General features: G+C 66.2%; 17 protein-coding genes. 10 read left to right on the top strand and 7 right to left on the bottom strand.

Annotated elements, in window-relative coordinates; translation table 11 throughout:
• Positions 1-327: 327 nt before the first annotated feature.
• Both EV278_RS19340 and EV278_RS19335 read left to right on the top strand, forming a co-directional pair.
• Positions 328-1,593, top strand: a complete 1,266-nt coding sequence (locus EV278_RS19340; protein WP_132095096.1) for an ATP-binding protein — start codon at positions 328-330, stop codon at positions 1,591-1,593.
• Between the two features lie 249 nt (positions 1,594-1,842).
• On the top strand, positions 1,843-2,241 hold the full coding sequence (locus EV278_RS19335) for a hypothetical protein (RefSeq protein ID WP_132095094.1): 399 nt from the start codon (positions 1,843-1,845) through the stop codon (positions 2,239-2,241).
• Between the two features lie 115 nt (positions 2,242-2,356).
• On the opposite strand, the gene uvrB is transcribed toward EV278_RS19335, so the two are convergent.
• Positions 2,357-4,633: an excinuclease ABC subunit UvrB gene (uvrB, locus tag EV278_RS19330; protein ID WP_132095092.1), complete on the bottom strand. Its 2,277-nt coding sequence runs from the start codon at positions 4,631-4,633 to the stop codon at positions 2,357-2,359.
• 287 nt (positions 4,634-4,920) lie between these two features.
• Between uvrB and EV278_RS19325 the strand changes: the two genes are divergently transcribed.
• Complete coding sequence (locus EV278_RS19325) at positions 4,921-6,576, top strand: DUF5597 domain-containing protein (protein ID WP_243692270.1); 1,656 nt, start codon at positions 4,921-4,923, stop codon at positions 6,574-6,576.
• A 45-nt stretch (positions 6,577-6,621) separates the two neighbouring features.
• On the opposite strand, the gene EV278_RS19320 is transcribed toward EV278_RS19325, so the two are convergent.
• The 4 genes from EV278_RS19320 to EV278_RS19305 form a co-directional block, all read right to left on the bottom strand.
• On the bottom strand, positions 6,622-7,287 hold the full coding sequence (locus EV278_RS19320; protein WP_132095088.1) for a peptidylprolyl isomerase: 666 nt from the start codon (positions 7,285-7,287) through the stop codon (positions 6,622-6,624).
• A gap of 137 nt (positions 7,288-7,424) precedes the next feature.
• The gene (locus EV278_RS19315) at positions 7,425-7,838 is read right to left on the bottom strand and encodes a DUF4345 family protein (RefSeq protein WP_165916710.1); all 414 of its coding nucleotides are present in this window, start codon (positions 7,836-7,838) and stop codon (positions 7,425-7,427) included.
• A gap of 36 nt (positions 7,839-7,874) precedes the next feature.
• Complete coding sequence (locus EV278_RS19310; protein ID WP_132095084.1) at positions 7,875-8,300, bottom strand: VOC family protein; 426 nt, start codon at positions 8,298-8,300, stop codon at positions 7,875-7,877.
• Complete coding sequence (locus tag EV278_RS19305) at positions 8,300-8,710, bottom strand: protease inhibitor I42 family protein (protein ID WP_132095082.1); 411 nt, start codon at positions 8,708-8,710, stop codon at positions 8,300-8,302. The genes EV278_RS19310 and EV278_RS19305 overlap by 1 nt, the downstream gene beginning before the upstream one ends.
• 217 nt (positions 8,711-8,927) lie before the next feature.
• On the opposite strand from EV278_RS19305, the gene groES reads away from it, so the two are divergent.
• Together groES and groL are read left to right on the top strand one after the other, a co-directional pair.
• Positions 8,928-9,218: a co-chaperone GroES gene (gene groES, locus EV278_RS19300; protein ID WP_028037871.1), complete on the top strand. Its 291-nt coding sequence runs from the start codon at positions 8,928-8,930 to the stop codon at positions 9,216-9,218.
• Between the two features lie 56 nt (positions 9,219-9,274).
• Entirely contained in the window at positions 9,275-10,921 is a 1,647-nt protein-coding gene (gene groL, locus EV278_RS19295; RefSeq protein WP_132095080.1) for a chaperonin GroEL, read from the top strand.
• Positions 10,922-10,936: 15 nt separating this feature from the next.
• On the opposite strand, the gene EV278_RS19290 is transcribed toward groL, so the two are convergent.
• Positions 10,937-11,938 carry a LysR family transcriptional regulator gene (locus EV278_RS19290; protein WP_132095078.1) on the bottom strand — a complete coding sequence of 334 codons (1,002 nt, stop codon included), beginning with the start codon at positions 11,936-11,938 and terminating at the stop codon, positions 10,937-10,939.
• 73 nt (positions 11,939-12,011) lie between these two features.
• Between EV278_RS19290 and EV278_RS19285 the strand changes: the two genes are divergently transcribed.
• From EV278_RS19285 to EV278_RS19270, 5 genes are all read left to right on the top strand, one after another.
• Positions 12,012-12,908, top strand: a complete 897-nt coding sequence (locus EV278_RS19285; RefSeq protein WP_132095076.1) for an MBL fold metallo-hydrolase — start codon at positions 12,012-12,014, stop codon at positions 12,906-12,908.
• 1 nt (position 12,909) lies between these two features.
• The gene (locus EV278_RS19280; protein ID WP_132095074.1) at positions 12,910-13,308 is read left to right on the top strand and encodes a nuclear transport factor 2 family protein; all 399 of its coding nucleotides are present in this window, start codon (positions 12,910-12,912) and stop codon (positions 13,306-13,308) included.
• A gap of 144 nt (positions 13,309-13,452) precedes the next feature.
• Positions 13,453-13,581: a hypothetical protein gene (locus EV278_RS24500; protein ID WP_243692269.1), complete on the top strand. Its 129-nt coding sequence runs from the start codon at positions 13,453-13,455 to the stop codon at positions 13,579-13,581.
• A gap of 49 nt (positions 13,582-13,630) precedes the next feature.
• Complete coding sequence (locus EV278_RS19275) at positions 13,631-13,945, top strand: hypothetical protein (RefSeq protein WP_029908252.1); 315 nt, start codon at positions 13,631-13,633, stop codon at positions 13,943-13,945.
• Positions 13,946-14,008: 63 nt separating this feature from the next.
• Positions 14,009-15,175 (top strand): DUF3089 domain-containing protein, encoded by a 1,167-nt coding sequence (locus tag EV278_RS19270; protein ID WP_132095072.1) that lies wholly within the window; start codon positions 14,009-14,011, stop codon positions 15,173-15,175.
• Between the two features lie 139 nt (positions 15,176-15,314).
• On the opposite strand, the gene EV278_RS19265 is transcribed toward EV278_RS19270, so the two are convergent.
• On the bottom strand, positions 15,315-15,491 hold the full coding sequence (locus EV278_RS19265; protein WP_132095070.1) for a DUF1328 family protein: 177 nt from the start codon (positions 15,489-15,491) through the stop codon (positions 15,315-15,317).
• Positions 15,492-15,578: the final 87 nt, after the last annotated feature.

Genomic DNA, 15,578 nt, shown 5'->3' with positions numbered 1-15,578 from the left:
GGTCTGGACAGGTCACTCAAGGACCGGCCGGAGGCCGGCCGCGACGCGGCGGCGCGGAGCGCCGTCCTTGACTGACCTGTCCAGACCGGCACGCTGCTGCCTACGAGAGATGTAAGGCGGGGGAAGGAGCGAAGTTAAACGTAAGCAGTTAGTGTTGGTGCTTGCATCATCGCGCCAAATTTTCCCATCTGTCGTGGCAAGCTCGATACCGCAGTTCGTTCGTGCCAAACCCCTCTCGCGACGCCGAGCTAGCTGAGCTAGAACCACATCATCTGCGACGGGTTCCTCGTCGAGCGCTTTCTTCCCCGCTTGCCCTAGCGAGATCTGATGTTAAGAAAACTGAAAATCGAGCGCTTTAAATCGATCTATAGTGCAGATCTAGATTTCGGATGCGCGAATATTTTCGTTGGTCCGAATGGTGCGGGGAAGTCTAATGTACTTGAAGCTATTGGTATTTTAGCGTCGGCACTTTCTCGCGGCATCGATCAGAATGCGCTGGATTTGCGCGGAGTTAGGTTGTCGCTTCCCAGGTTATTTAAATCGGCCTTTAAAAACTACAAGCTGCCGCAAACTTTCCATATGGTGGCGGAGTTCGAAAATGGAAAGTATGAATGTTCGATAAGGTCAGGGATTAGTAGTCCGTACCTAGAGTTTCATACTGAAGCCCTATACGACGGCGGAAGTATGGTCTTCGGTCGTAGCCCTAGGGGGGCTAGAGTCTATGGTCAGAATGAAGCGCTAAATAACATAGATCTTTCTGCCATCGAAACAAATCGTAGCATATGGGATGTGCTTGGGTCTGTTCTAAGGATTTCAGATGAATTTCATTCTGAAATTGCGGAGTTTTCAAACTTTGCGATATATGCGCCACAAACCGCGGTGATGCGCGGACTTGCGATCGACTCGCGGGTTATGGAGCCGCTTGGCTTGACTGGATCTGGATTAGCTCAAGCGTTTCAACATGTGTTAGCGATGCGTGCCGCAAGTGACATTGTGCGCAAAAGAATTGACGAAACGCTTGGTATTATATGGAAACCTGGATGGGCGGATACTATCCGCGTGAAGCCATTTGATCCAGATATCGTGCCGCCCCAAGTTCGATCTGAAGGTTCTTTGATATATATCAGGGACAAGTTTATGAACTTGACTCGCAATTTCTTGAGTCCGTTCGATGCTAGTGAGGGGACGCTATATCTTATTTTTGTGGCAACACTTTTGGCTCACTCTGATGCACCAAAAGTGTTTGCATTAGATAACGTTGATGGAACTCTTAACCCAGATTTGGTCAGGCAGCTGACCGATCATATCGTCCGCATAAGTTGTGACGTATCGAGCGAAGCTAATCTTCGCCAGCAGGTGTTTATGACATCTCATCACCCTTCTGCTTTGGATAGTTTTGATTTATTTAATGAAAAGCATCGAGTATTTACAGTAAATAGGTCTGACGCAAAGGCGAGTCCTCTCGGGTCAACGGCATTTAAGCCCATAAGGGCTCCGTCTGGGATGTCTAAGGATGAGTGGATATTGGCTCATAAGGGGAAGAATCTTTCCCAGCTTCTTCTCGAGGGGCGCATTCCGGGGGCATTATTCTAGATGAAAGTGGGGGTGGTTTGCGAGGGGATACATGACTTCCCAGCGCTATCGGTTCTGATTTCGGAGATAGCGCAGGCTGTCTTAGGCGAGGAGGCTGTGTGTCTTCCGCTTCAGCCAGCGGCGGATGCATCTTCGCGATCAGGGGATGGGGGGTGGCCAAAGGTCGTGGCTTGGTGTCAAGCAAATGCCGGCAACGGCTTGGATACCTATCTCAGGGCCCCTCTATTTGAAGGCGAAGAGGTATACGACTTGATCGTTGTGCACCTGGATGGCGACATAGCAGTTGAATGTGCTGACCAATTTGGTGGTGCTTTGCCTGTACCCCCTTCTGTAGAGGATCGTGTGGCGTTTCTGTCTTCGAAGTTGAAGAATTGGGTGGATCCCGATTCGAACTACGAGAAACAGATAAAATTTGCGGTCCCAACGCAGAAGACAGAGTCCTGGATGTTGGCTGGAATATCGGATAACGCCCATAATTGGGAAGAAATAGAATCCAAAAGTGTTTTGCTCTTAGAAACCGGATTTGTTCAAGGGCCGGGTCGTGCGCAGCATTATAGAGATGTTGCCGTTAAATTGCTTGGAATGTCTGAAAAAATAGCTGCTCGTTGTAGGAGTTTTCAGCTTTTCAGAGACCAATTCTCCCAATAGCGATTGGGGGCTGGCGATAGGAGTCCAATGCCGTTCCGGCTGCGTGTTGAACAATCGCCGTTCGCCCTCCACCTAGCGGCTTTGTCGACCTTGTCCGCCGCTAAGCTCCCCCCCCTCACAACCGCCCCTTCCGAAACGCCTCCGCCTGCTCCGCCCGCAGTTCCTTGCGAACCCGCCCGGGCATCGACTTGTCCACCGCCTCGCCCGGCGCCGTCAGCGCCTCGTTGGCGAACTCCAGGTCCATCAGCTTCATCCGCTTGATCTCGTCGCGCAGGCGGGCGGCCGTTTCGAATTCCAGGTTGGCCGCCGCCTCGCGCATGCGGGCCTCCAGGTCCTTGAGGGCGGCCTTGAAGTTGTCGCCGCTGAACGGCTTGGCGTCCTTGCCCTCGCCGATCCCGCCGATCGGCACCAGCACGCGGTCGCCGCGCTCGTAGGGGCTGTCGAGGATGTCCTTGATGTCGCGCTTGACGCTCTCGGGCGTGATGCCGTGCTCGAGATTGTAGGCGTGCTGCTTCTCGCGGCGGCGGGCGGTCTCCTCCATGGCCCGCTCCATGCTGCCGGTGACCCGGTCGGCATAGAGGATGACCTTGCCGTCGACGTTGCGGGCGGCGCGGCCGATGGTCTGGATCAGGCTGGTCTCCGAGCGCAGGAAGCCTTCCTTGTCGGCGTCGAGGATGGCGACCAGGCCGCATTCGGGGATGTCCAGGCCCTCGCGCAGCAGGTTGATGCCGACCAGCACGTCGAACTGGCCCAGGCGCAGGTCACGGATGATCTCGATCCGCTCCATGGTGTCGACGTCGCTGTGCATGTAGCGCACGGCGACGCCCTGCTCGTTCAGATATTCGGTCAGGTCCTCGGCCATCTTCTTGGTCAGGACGGTGACCAGGGTGCGGTAGCCCCTGGCCTTGGTCTGGCGGATCTCGTCGACGACGTCGTCGACCTGGCTGGCGCCGTTGGCGCTGACCGGGCGCACCTCGACCGGCGGGTCGATCAGGCCGGTGGGGCGGATCACCTGCTCGGCGAAGACGCCGCCGGCCCGCTCCAGCTCCCACTTGGCCGGGGTGGCGCTGACGTGGATCGACTGCGGCCGCATGGCGTCCCACTCCTCGAACTTGAGCGGGCGGTTGTCCAGGGCGCTGGGCAGGCGGAAACCGTACTCGGCCAGAGTCCATTTGCGGTTGCGGTCGCCCTTGTACATGGCGCCGATCTGCGGGACGGTCTGGTGGCTCTCGTCGGTGAACAGCAGGGCGTTGTCGGGGATGTATTCGAAGAAGGTCGGCGGCGGCTCGCCCGGGCGGCGGCCCGACAGGTAGCGGCTGTAGTTCTCGATGCCGGCGCAGGAGCCGGTGGTCTCGATCATCTCCAGGTCGAAATTGGTCCGCTGCTCCAGGCGCTGGGCCTCTAGCAGCTTGCCGTTGGCGACCAGCCATTCCAGGCGCTCCTTCAGCTCCTGGCGGATGCTGACGATGGCCTGGCGCAGGGTGGGGCGCGGGGTGACGTGGTGGCTGTTGGCGTAGACCTTGATCATCTCCAGGTCGCCGGTCTTCTTGCCGGTCAGCGGGTCGAACTCGCTGATCGCCTCGACTTCGTCGCCGAACAGGCTGACCCGCCAGGCGCGATCCTCGTAGTGGGCGGGGAAGATCTCGATGGTGTCGCCGCGGCGGCGGAACGTGCCGCGCTCGAAGGCGGCGTCGTTGCGCTTGTACTGCTGGGCGACCAGGTCGGCCATCATCTGCTTTTCGTTGATGGTCTGGCCGACCTCCAGGGTGAAGGTCATGGCCGTGTAGGTCTCGACCGAGCCGATGCCGTAGATGCAGCTGACGCTGGCCACCACGATGACGTCGTCGCGCTCGAGGATCGCCCGGGTCGCCGAGTGGCGCATGCGGTCGATCTGCTCGTTGATCGAGCTGTCCTTCTCGATGTAGGTGTCGGTGCGCGGGACGTAGGCTTCCGGCTGGTAGTAGTCGTAATAGCTGACGAAGTACTCGACCGCGTTGTCGGGGAAGAAGCTCTTCATTTCGCTGTAGAGCTGGGCGGCCAGGGTCTTGTTGGGGGCCAGGATCAGGGCCGGGCGCTGGGTGGCCTCGATGACCTTGGCCATGGTGAAGGTCTTGCCCGAGCCGGTGACGCCCAGCAGCACCTGGTCGTTCTCGCGGTTGTTCAGGCCCTCGACCAGCTCGGCGATGGCGGTCGGCTGGTCGCCGGCCGGCTGGTAGTCGCTGACCAGCTTGAACTTCTTGCCGCCCTCGGACTTCTCCGGCCGCGCCGGGCGGTGGGGGGTCCACATCATCGGCAGGGCGCCGTCCGCCTCGGCGTCCAGCGTCACGTCATGGATGAACTTGGCCGAGACGTCGGAAACGCCGCCGGCATGGGTCTCGGGGGATCGGGCCATGGCAGGAAGGTAGGTCCGCGCGGCCGGGAAGGCTAGGGGGCCTGCTGACAGCGAATGTCAGCAGACTGGCGGCAGGTGGCGGCAGGACCGTATGATCGGGATCGAGGTCCTGGCGTGGTCTGACAAGTGGCGGGTATCGAGATTGACAGGTCGGACCACGTGTAAGATGCGTCGGCGGTGTCATCGGCCACGGCGCGGCAGGACGCCGGGCCGGAACGAGGAAGCGTATGGACCAGGGATCTCTCCGGAACCGAGCTCGTCGGCCGCGCCAGACGGGCGCCGCGGCCGTGGGCCTGGCCCTGGCGGCTTTGCTGCTGCTGGTCCAGGGCGCGGCCGCCGGCATGCCCCGGCTGGAGACCCAGGGCTCGGCCCGCCGGCTGGTGGTCGACGGCGAGCCCATGCTGGTGCTGGGCGGCGAACTGGGCAATTCCAGCGCCTCCAGCCAGGCCTACATGGCCAAATACTGGCCCAAGCTGAAGGCCATGAACCTCAACACCGTGCTCGCCCCGGTCTCGTGGGAGCTGATCGAGCCGAAGGAGGGGGTCTACGACTTCTCCAGCGTCGACGGCCTGCTGAGGGACGCCCGCGCTCAGGACATGCGCCTGGTCCTGCTGTGGTTCGGGGCCTGGAAGAACAGCATGTCGACCTATGTCCCGTCGTGGGTGAAGCGCGACGACGTCCGCTTTCCGCGCGCCAAGTCGGCCCCTGAACCAGGGCAGGCCGGCGGGGTGAGCCAGGAGATCCTGTCGGCCTTCTCGGTCGAGACACGCGACGCCGACGCCCGGGCCTACGCCGCCCTGCTGGCCCACCTGAAGGCGGTCGACGCCCGGGGCACGGTGCTGATGGTCCAGGTCGAGAACGAGGTCGGCATGCTGCCTTCCGCCCGCGAATGGGGGCCGGAAGCCGACGCCGCCTGGGCTGGGCCCGTCCCGTCCGAACTGCTCGAGCGCCTGGCGAACGGCGGCGAGGCGATCGAGCCCGAACTGCGGGCGTTGTGGAAGGCGCACGGCGCGAAGACCTCGGGGGCCTGGGCGCAGGTGTTCGGCGACGGCGACGCCGGCCAGGAGGTGTTCACCGCCTGGTTCTACGCCCGCTACGTCGAGGCCGTGACCCGGGCCGGCAAGGCCGCCTATCCGCTGCCGATGTACGTCAATGTCGCCCTGAACCGCACCGGCAAGGCGCCGGGCGAATATCCCAGCGGGGGGCCGCTGCCGCACCTGATCGACGTCTGGAAGACCGGCGCGCCCAGCGTGGACCTGATTTCGCCCGACATCTATTTCCCCAACTTCAGCGACCTGGCCGGCCGCTACAAGCGCCCCGACAACGCGCTGTTCATCCCCGAGGCCAACAATGTCGGCGCGCCCGAGACGCCGGCCAACGCCTTCTACGCGATCGGCGAGCTCGACGCGCTCGGCTTCTCGCCGTTCCAGGTGGAGAACGCCGACGACACGGCCCAGGCGGCGGTCACCCAGGCCTATGGCGTGCTCCGGCGACTGGCCCCGGCCATCCTGGCGGCCCAGGGCCAAGATAGCCAAGGGGGGTGCAAGATGTCGGGCTTCAAGCCGCGCGTGCTGGAGGACGGGACGGTGCTGGACGCGCCGGTCAGCCAGACGATCGGCGACTACAGGTTCACCGTCGGCTTTCTCGACCCGTGGACGCCCAAGGCCGACCAGAAGACCGCCGGCCACGGCGGGTTGATCATCCAGATCGGTCCCGAGGAGTACCTGATGGCCGGCCGCGGCCTGGTGGTCACCTTTGCGGGGGCCGGGGACGACCTCGCCCTGGCCGGCATCGACAGCGCCGTCGAGGGCGTGTTCGACGCCCAGGGTCGCTGGGTCCCCGGCCGCGTCCTGAACGGCGATCAGACCCACCAGGGCCGCCACATCCGGCTGCCGCCGGACCAGTTCCAGATCCAGCGGGTGAAGCTCTACCGGTATCGGTGAAGGGGCGTCCGCTCCCCACCCCATCCCAGGCCGGGCGGGCTCGCTTCAGAGCTTCGGCGGCGCCGTCACGTCCGGTCCCGCTGGGGCCGGCACGCGGCGGGCCGAGGTGATCGGCACCGGCGGGTCGAGGATCTGGCCCTTCATCACCGGGTTGATCGCCTTGCCGGGCGTGGGCAGGGCCAGGATCTTCTTGGCCACGTCCATGCCCTGGACCACCCGGCCGAAGGCGGCGAAGCCGAGATTGTCGCCGGTTCCGGCCGGATTGGCGTCCAGATAGGGCGCGTCGCCGATGCAGATGAAGAAGTCCGAGGTGGCCGTGCCCGGCGCGGTGCGGGCGATCGACACCGCGCCGTCCACGTGCTTGAGCCCGGTCTGGCTGGTGGGCTCGTGGGCGATCGGGGGCAGGGCGCCGACGTTCTGCAGCCCGCCCTGGATCAGGCCGTAGTCCACTGCCCCGGGCGCCCGCGAGGCCCGGAAGAAGGTCGCCTTGTCATAGAGCTTGCGATCGACATAGCGCAGGAAGTTGGCGGTGGTGATCGGGGCTTGGGCGACGGCCAGCTCGATGACGATCCGACCCTGCGGGGTGTCGAGGGCGACATAGACCGGCGGCTTGGGGGCGGGCGCGGGGGCGACCTGGGCGGCGGCCGGAAAGGCGGCGAGCAGGCCGGCGCCGACCAGGACGTCGCGACGAGCGAGGGGGCGTGGGGTCATGACGACGACCATAGATCGAACCCTGTCCCCTGGGGAGGGGTGAGAGCCGGGGACATGCCCTTGCGGCGTGTCCCCATGTCCAGGCTCAGCGGTAGCCGATGGGGACACGCCGCAAGGGCATGTCCCCCGGTCGATCCTCACACCAGCATCCCGTGCCCCCGCAGCACCACCAACCGGCCGGCGTTGAAGAACGGCAGGGACAGGGTGACCGCGATGAGGATCTCGAAGGCCAGGTTGCCCAGGTTGAGGCGGTCGCGCGCCCGGTCGACCAGGGCCGAGACCGTCCGCCCGAGCGCGGCGCCCAGCCAGGCCATGGCCAGGGCGAAGGCCATGGCCGCCCCCACATGCGACTGGTAGCCCAGGAACAGGGCCGCGGCGGCGTGCGACAGGATCAGCAGGCCGCCCAGGGCCCGGCCCTCGGTCCTGCCGTCGGCGTCCGGGGCGGTCAGGCCGAGGACCGCGCCCGGCCGGGCCAGGGTCAGGCCGCCCAGCGCCCCGCCGATCACGCAGGCGATGATCGCCAGGAGAAGCGAAAGGCCGTAGCTCGAAATGATCACGCGGGTCAGGTCTCCAACCGCCTATGCTGGCTATGCGGGCGCATGGCAGACCGCTTCGATGTTGCGGCCGTCCGGGTCGAGCACGAAGGCTCCATAGTAGTTGGGGTGATAATGCGGCCGAACGCCCGGCGCCCCGTTGTCCACCCCGCCGGCGGCCAGGGCGGCGGCGTGGAAAGCATCGACCTGGGCCCGCGTGTCGGCCACGAAGGCCACGTGCATCGGGGCCGAGCTGATCGCGTCGTCGAGCGTTTCGGCGCCGGCGATCCAGAAGCTGGGCTTGCCGGCCTGATGGCTGCGGCCATCGGCGCGCGGACCGTAGCCCATATAGGCCACCGTGCCGCTTTCCTCGGCGCTGACATGGTGCAGGATCTCGATGCCCAGGGGCGCGAAGGCGGCGTCGTAGAAGGCCTTGCAGGCCGCCACATCGCGGACGATCAGGCTGACATGGTCGATCATCAGCGCACCCTTACCTGAAACACCACCTTGCGGTCGCCGGGGCTGTCGGGCTCCCAAGGCCGCTTGAACGTGAAGGCCAGGTCGGTCCTGCCGCGTCCGGCGCCCTGGTAGGTGTAGACCGTGGTCAGCCGGCCGCCGGGCAGGCCGGGCGCGGCGGCCACGTCCTGGCTGGAGCCGCCGCTCAGCACCAGGGGCGCGGCCTCGCGGTCCAGCCGCCAGCCGTAGCCGGTCCCGGCGTTCGAGCCCAGCCGCACCTCCAGCGTCTGGCCGCGCGCCAGGGCGACCGGGCCGCCGTCGGCCTCGGTGACCACGCGCGGCGCGGGCGGCGCGCCGGTGGCGCAGCCGGCCAGCCCGGCCGGCAGGAGCAGCAGCCCGATCAGGGCCAGAATAGGAGGCTTCATCGTCTTCATGCCGCCGTGTTCGTCCCTATCTATGTCCGTCGCCGGATCGGCGCCCGCTCCGGGGCTGATTTGCCCACAGCAAATCGGAGCCCCTTCTCCTTGACTCCCCCCGCCGCCGGTCCTAACTCCTGCGCGGCGTTAGCACTCGATGGGAGCGACTGCTAACAACGGCGCTCCCCGACTGCGGACGAACCATAATTTAAAACCGTCCCGACGGAGAAGACTCATGAAATTTCGCCCTCTCGGCGACCGCGTCCTGGTGAAGCGCGTCGAAGAAGAAACCAAGACCAAGGGCGGGATCATCATCCCCGACACCGCCAAGGAAAAGCCGCAGGAAGGCGAAGTCGTCGCCGTCGGCCCGGGCGCCCGCAACGACAAGGGCGACATCGTCGCGCTCGACGTGAAGGCCGGCGACCGCATCCTGTTCGGCAAGTGGTCCGGCACCGAAGTGAAGGTGGACGGCCAGGATCTGCTGATCATGAAGGAAAGCGACGTCCTGGGCATCGTCGAGGCCTAAAGGCCGCACTGCTCATCGCTTTCGATCCCAAGTTTCTCTTTTAGAAGGGCTCTCAAATGGCCGCTAAAGACGTCTATTTCTCCTCCGACGCGCGCGACAAGATGCTGCGCGGCGTCAACATCCTCGCCAACGCGGTGAAGGTGACCCTGGGTCCCAAGGGCCGCAACGTCGTGATCGAAAAGTCGTTCGGCGCCCCGCGCTCGACCAAGGACGGCGTCTCGGTCGCCAAGGAAATCGAACTGGCTGACAAGTTCGAGAACCTCGGCGCGCAGATGATCCGCGAAGTCGCCAGCAAGACCAACGACAAGGCCGGCGACGGCACCACCACCGCCACCGTGCTGGCCCAAGCCATCGTCCAGGAAGGCCTCAAGTCGGTCGCCGCCGGCATGAACCCGATGGACCTGAAGCGCGGCATCGACAAGGCCGTGCACATCGTCGTCGACGAGATCAAGGCGTCGTCGAAGAAGGTCACGACCAACGCCGAAATCGCCCAGGTCGGCACCATCTCGGCCAACGGCGACAAGGAAGTGGGCGACATGATCGCCCGCGCCATGGACAAGGTCGGCAACGAAGGCGTCATCACCGTCGAGGAAGCCAAGACCGCCGAGACCGAACTCGACGTCGTCGAAGGCATGCAGTTCGACCGCGGCTACCTGTCGCCGTACTTCATCACCAACGCCGACAAGATGGAAGTTCAGCTCGAAGAGCCGCTCATCCTGCTGTTCGAAAAGAAGCTGTCGTCGCTGCAGCCGCTGCTGCCGGTGCTGGAAGCCGTCGTCCAGTCGGGCCGTCCGCTGGTGATCATCGCCGAGGACGTCGAGGGCGAAGCCCTGGCCACCCTGGTGGTCAACAAGCTGCGCGGCGGTCTGCGCGTCGCCGCCGTCAAGGCCCCGGGCTTCGGCGATCGCCGCAAGGCCATGCTGGAAGACATCGCCATCCTGACCGGCGCCCAAGTCGTCAGCGAAGACCTGGGCATCAAGCTCGAGAACGTCTCGCTCGACATGCTGGGCAAGGCCAAGAAGGTCTCGATCACCAAGGACGACACCACCATCGTGGACGGCGTCGGTGAGAAGTCGGCCATCGAGGCCCGCATCTCGCAGATCAAGAAGCAGATCGAGGACACCACCTCGGACTACGACAAGGAAAAGCTGCAAGAGCGTCTGGCCAAGCTGGCCGGCGGCGTCGCGGTCATCCGCGTCGGCGGCTCGACCGAAGTCGAGGTGAAGGAAAAGAAGGACCGCGTCGACGACGCCCTGAACGCGACCCGCGCGGCCGCCGACGAAGGCATCGTCCCGGGCGGCGGCACGGCTCTGCTGAAGGCCTCCAAGGCCCTGGCGAACCTGACCGGCGACAATGACGACCAGACGGCCGGCATCGCCATCGTCCGTCGCGCCCTGCAGGCCCCGATCCGCCAGATCGCCGAGAACGCCGGCGTCGAAGGCTCGATCGTGGTCGGCAAGATCCTCGAGCAGGACAACGCCACCTTCGGCTTCAACGCCCAGACCGAACAGTATGTCGACCTGGTCGCCGACGGCGTCATCGACCCCGCCAAGGTGGTCCGCACCGCCCTGCAGGACGCCGCCTCGGTGGCCGGCCTGCTGATCACCACCGAAGCCGCCATCGTCGAAGCGCCCAAGAAGAGCGCTCCGGCCGGCGGCCCTCCCGGCGGCGGCATGGGCGGCATGGGCGACATGGACTTCTAAGAAGTCCGCGTCGGCTCAGCTGATTGTCACAGGGAAGGGCGGGGCCGAAAGGTCCCGCCCTTTTCTTTTCGGCGATTGCGCCTGCGCCCGGCGCCGTTCCCACGCGGTCAGGATGTCGAGGAAGGCCGTCACCCGGGCGCGCCGAAAGCGGGTCGCGGGCGTGACGGCGTAGATCCCGCCGCTCTCCAGGCTCCAGGCGGGCAGCACGCGCGCCAGGCGGCCGCTGGCCAGGTCGGCCTGGACCGCATAGTCCGGCAGAACAGAGAGGCCGGCGCCGGCCCGCACCGCTTCCAGCACCCCCAGGGTGGCGTCGATGGCCAGCGCCGCCGACACCCGCACCGACCGCTGCTGGCCTTCGCCGTCGGAAAAGGTCCAACCCAGCGGATCGCGCAGGACGCTGTTGGCGATGAAGGGCAGATCGGCGACCTGGCCGGGCTCGGCGCCGTCGCCCAGGCGGGCCGCCAGGGCCGGGCTCGCGACCAGGATCTGCTGAAACGATCCGATCCGCCGCGCCCGCAAGGTGCTGTCGGCCAGCCAGCCGACCCGGATTGCCAGCTCCATGTCCTTCTCGACCGGGTCCAGGGTCCGGTCGCTGATCACCAGGTCGGCGGTGCAGGCGGGAAACTGCCGGTGGAACTCGGCGATGGCTGGGACGACGACGGCGACGCCGTAATCGAAGGGCGCGGTCAGCCGCAGCATGCCGGTCGGCGCGCGGTCGTCGGCCTCGAGACCGTCGAAGGCATCCTGGGCTTCTGACAGCACGCGGGCGCAACGGTCGTAGAAGGCGCGGCCCTCCTCGGTCGGCCGCACGCTGCGGGTGGTGCGGACCAGCAAGGTGGTCTCGAACGCGCGCTCGAGCTTGGCGACCTGCTGGCTGACCACGGCCTTGGTGATGCCCAGCCGATCGGCGGCCGCCGTGAACGAGCCGGTTTCGACCACCTCGGCGAAATAGGCCATCCGCTTGAGATTGTTGAGGCCGCGATCGGCGCCGTCTCGATGATTGTATGTCTGTGGCATACGATGAGTGTATTTTCCCGACCTTCGCATGGCAATCGGCCGGGCGCATCCTCGGGCCGGATCAGGAGCCCCCATGCCCACCCGGAGACTGATGATGACGATGATCGCAGGCGGCGCCGCCGCAACCCTCGCCGGCCAAGGCGACGCCCTGGCCGCCGGCGTCACGCTCGACTGGAAAGCCTTCCCCGCTGGCGAGAACGGGTTTTTCCGCGCGCCGGTCCTGGTCTGGGGCCCCAAGGAGGCCGTGCTGATCGACGGCGGCTTCACCCTTCCCGACGGCCAGGCGCTGGCCGACGCCATCAAGGCCACCGGCCGCGACCTGACCACCATCTATGTCAGCCAGAGCGACCCGGACTATTATTTCAGCCTGGGACCGATCAAGGCCGCCTTCCCACAAGCCAGGGTCCTGGCGGCCTCGGACACGATCGCGGCGATCCAGGCCAGCGTCGAGAAGAAGCTGGCCACCTGGGGGCCGCAGCTGGGCGACAACGGCCCCAAGACGGTCGCGGACATCGTCATGCCGACCGCCTTCGACGGCGATCACCTGACCGTGGACGGTCAGCCCGTCCAGATCGTCCCGGCCCTGGGTCTGGCCAATCGGCGCTATCTCTGGGCGCCCTCGCTGTCGGCGATTTTCGGCGGCGTGCTGGTGTTCTCCGGCGTCCATGTCTGGACGGCCGACACGGCTGGCGCCGAGGCCCGCGCCGCCTGGGTCCAGCAGCTGGACGCCATGCTGGCCCGCAAGCCGGCCGTGGTCGCGCCCGGTCACATGACGCCCACGGCCCCGACCGGCGCGGCGGCCCTGACGTACACCCGCGACTACCTGCTGGCCTTCGAGCAGGCGCTGGCCACCGCCAAGGACTCCGCGGCCCTGATCGCGGCGATGACCGCCCGCTATCCAGACGCCGGCATGGGCGTGGCCCTGCAGATCGGCGCCAAGGTGGCCACCGGCGAAATGAAGTGGGGCTGAGATGGCCTCCAACACGGACGTCATACGCGGGACCTACGAGGCCTCACCGGCGCAGAAGGGCGAGCGGCTGCGGGCGGCGCTCGCGCCCGACGCATCCTGGACCGAGGCGGCCGGCTTTCCCTATGCCGGGACCTATGTCGGCTTCGACGCCATAGCCGCCAACGTCTTCCAGCGCCTGGCCACCGAGTGGGTCGACTACCGCGCCGAGGCGCACACCTATCTTGAGGACGGCGATCAGGTCGCCGCCTTCGGGGTCTATTCGGGAACCTACCGCGCCACCGGCAAGGCCATGACCGCGACCTTCGCCCACCTCTACACGTTCAAGGACGGCAAGATCGTCCGCATGGAGCAGGTGGTGGACAGCGCCATGGTGATGCGGGCGCTGGATCCCGGCGCCTGAGCGGTTCCGGCGAGGCGAGCGCCACCCCCGGTTCCCGCCCCGCTTGTGGATAACCGATCACGGTCGCGTTAACGGATGCAGCGAATCCATGGCGACGCTCGTTCCTGAGTCCGCGAACGCAGGAGGCGTTCAGGAGGCTGGGCGATGGCGAGACACGAGATCCACCATTTCCGTAACCGGCGTACCCCCAAGGCCGTCTATATCGTGTTGGGCCTGGCCCTGTGGCTGACCCTGGGCCTGGTCAGCCAGGCGGCGTTCCAGGTGCTGGGCTGAGTTGGCGCGGGGCGGGTGACGGCGCGCCGAAACCTGCTACATCGGTCGCATGTTCCGCCAGCGCCCCGACGCCGATCTGATCGTTCAAGGCTGGGTGGTCGGCGTGATGGTCGAGGTGGCCGGCGAGCGGCTGCCCGTCCGCCACTATTTCGCCGTCGGCAAGCCCGACCGCGCCCAGGCCGAGTGGGCCGCCGTCGACCTGGCCATGCAGGCCGGCCCCGTCGCCTCCAGCCCGTCCGGCGGCCGCGAACCGGTCGAGGCCCTGCGCGAGGTGGTCGCCTACCGGATGCGCGAGCTGGGCCTGAAGCCCGGCGAAGCGCGGGCCCTGGGCGACAAGTTCCCGCGCCGGTGGCTGCCGGCCTAGAAGGGGTTTCCTTCCTCTCAATCCCAGGTCATCCTCCGCCGCGAACAAGCGTTGGGGGTGTCGATGTCACGCAAGCTGTGGGCCGCTCTGGGCCTGGTCGCGGCCCTGGGCCTGGGCGCGACGGCCTGCGCCCAGCCGGCGCCGGCCGGTCCGGCCGCGCCCAACGACTACGCCAAGGACGACAACTGGCTGTGCCGGCCCGGCCGCGCCGACGCCTGCGCCGCCGACCAGACCGCCACGGTGATCCAGGCGAACGGCGCGACGACTGTCGAGACCTTCAAGGCCGACCCGGACGCGCCGATCGACTGCTTCTACGTCTATCCCACGGTGTCCCGCGACCCCGGCGGCAACAGCGACATGACGCCGGACCTGCCGGAGAAGGCCGTGGCCGACCAGCAGTTCGCCCGCTTCGGCCAGGTCTGCAAGCTGTACGCCCCCAGCTATCGCCAGGTGACCATCGCCGCCCTGCGCAAGGTGATGATGGGCCAGGCCTCGCCCGGCGACGGCGAACTGGCCTATGCCGACGTACTGGCCGCCTGGAAGGACTATCTGGCCCGCGACAATCACGGCCGCGGCGTGGTGCTGGTCGGTCACAGCCAGGGCTCGCGCATCCTGCTGCGGCTGATCAAGGAAGAGATCGACGGCAAGCCGGTGCAGAAGCAGCTGGTCTCGGCCCTGATCCTGGGCATGAACACGCCGGTCGACCCGGCCAAGGACGCCTACGGCTCGCTGCCCCTGTGCCGCAAGGCCGGCCAGATCGGTTGCGTGATCTCCTACGTCTCGTTCCGCGCCGACAGCCCGCCGCCGCCGACCAGCAAGTTCTTCGGCAAGGTCGCCGAGCCGGGCATGAAGGCCGCCTGCGTCAATCCCGCCGCCCTGGCCGGCGGTCCGGCGACGCTGCACAGCTATTTCAGCGACCGCACGATCATGGGCACGGCCATGCGCCCGGCCACGGTCTGGGCCAAGGACGTGACGGTGTCGACGCCGTTCGTGGCGCTCCCGGGCCTGGTCTCGGCCGAGTGCGTCAGCGGCGGCGGCTTCGACTACCTGGCCGTGACCGTGCACCCCGACAAGGCCGACCCGCGCGCCGACAACATCCCCGGCGACCTGCTGGTGCTGGGCCAGCCGCTGAAGGACTGGGGTCTGCACCTGGTCGACGTCAACCTGACGATCGGCGACCTGGTGGCGGTGGTCGGGGAGCAGGCCAAAGCCTATACGGCCGCTCGATAGCCTTGCCCCCACCTGACCGCTTCGCGGTCTGTCCGCCCCCATAGGGGGCGGAGCCTTTGCGTTTCAGGCTCTTCCCCCTTTGGGGGAAGACGACCGCGAAGCGGTCCGTAGGGGGCAAGTGTGGTTCCGCTTGGAATCCCTACTTCGCCACGCTCTTGAACACCGTCACCCCCAGGACGGCGAACAGGATGAAGCCCAGCAGGAACAGGAAGAACAGGATCTTGGCGATGCCCGCCGCCGCGCCGGCGATGCCGGTGAAGCCCAGGGCGCCGGCGATCAGGGCGACGATGGCCAGGATGAAAGCCCATTTCAGCATGGTGGTTTCCTCAAACGCTGCGCCCGCCTGTCGCGGGCTTCCCAGAGGCAACGCGGCCTCGGCGCGCCCTGTTCCCTCGCCGACCGC

Origin of the sequence: Caulobacter sp. BK020 (assembly GCF_004342605.1) — a bacterium.
GTDB lineage: Bacteria > Pseudomonadota > Alphaproteobacteria > Caulobacterales > Caulobacteraceae > Caulobacter.
The sequence above is the reverse complement of the archived record's forward strand: the minus strand, read 5'-3'. Positions and strand labels throughout refer to the sequence as shown.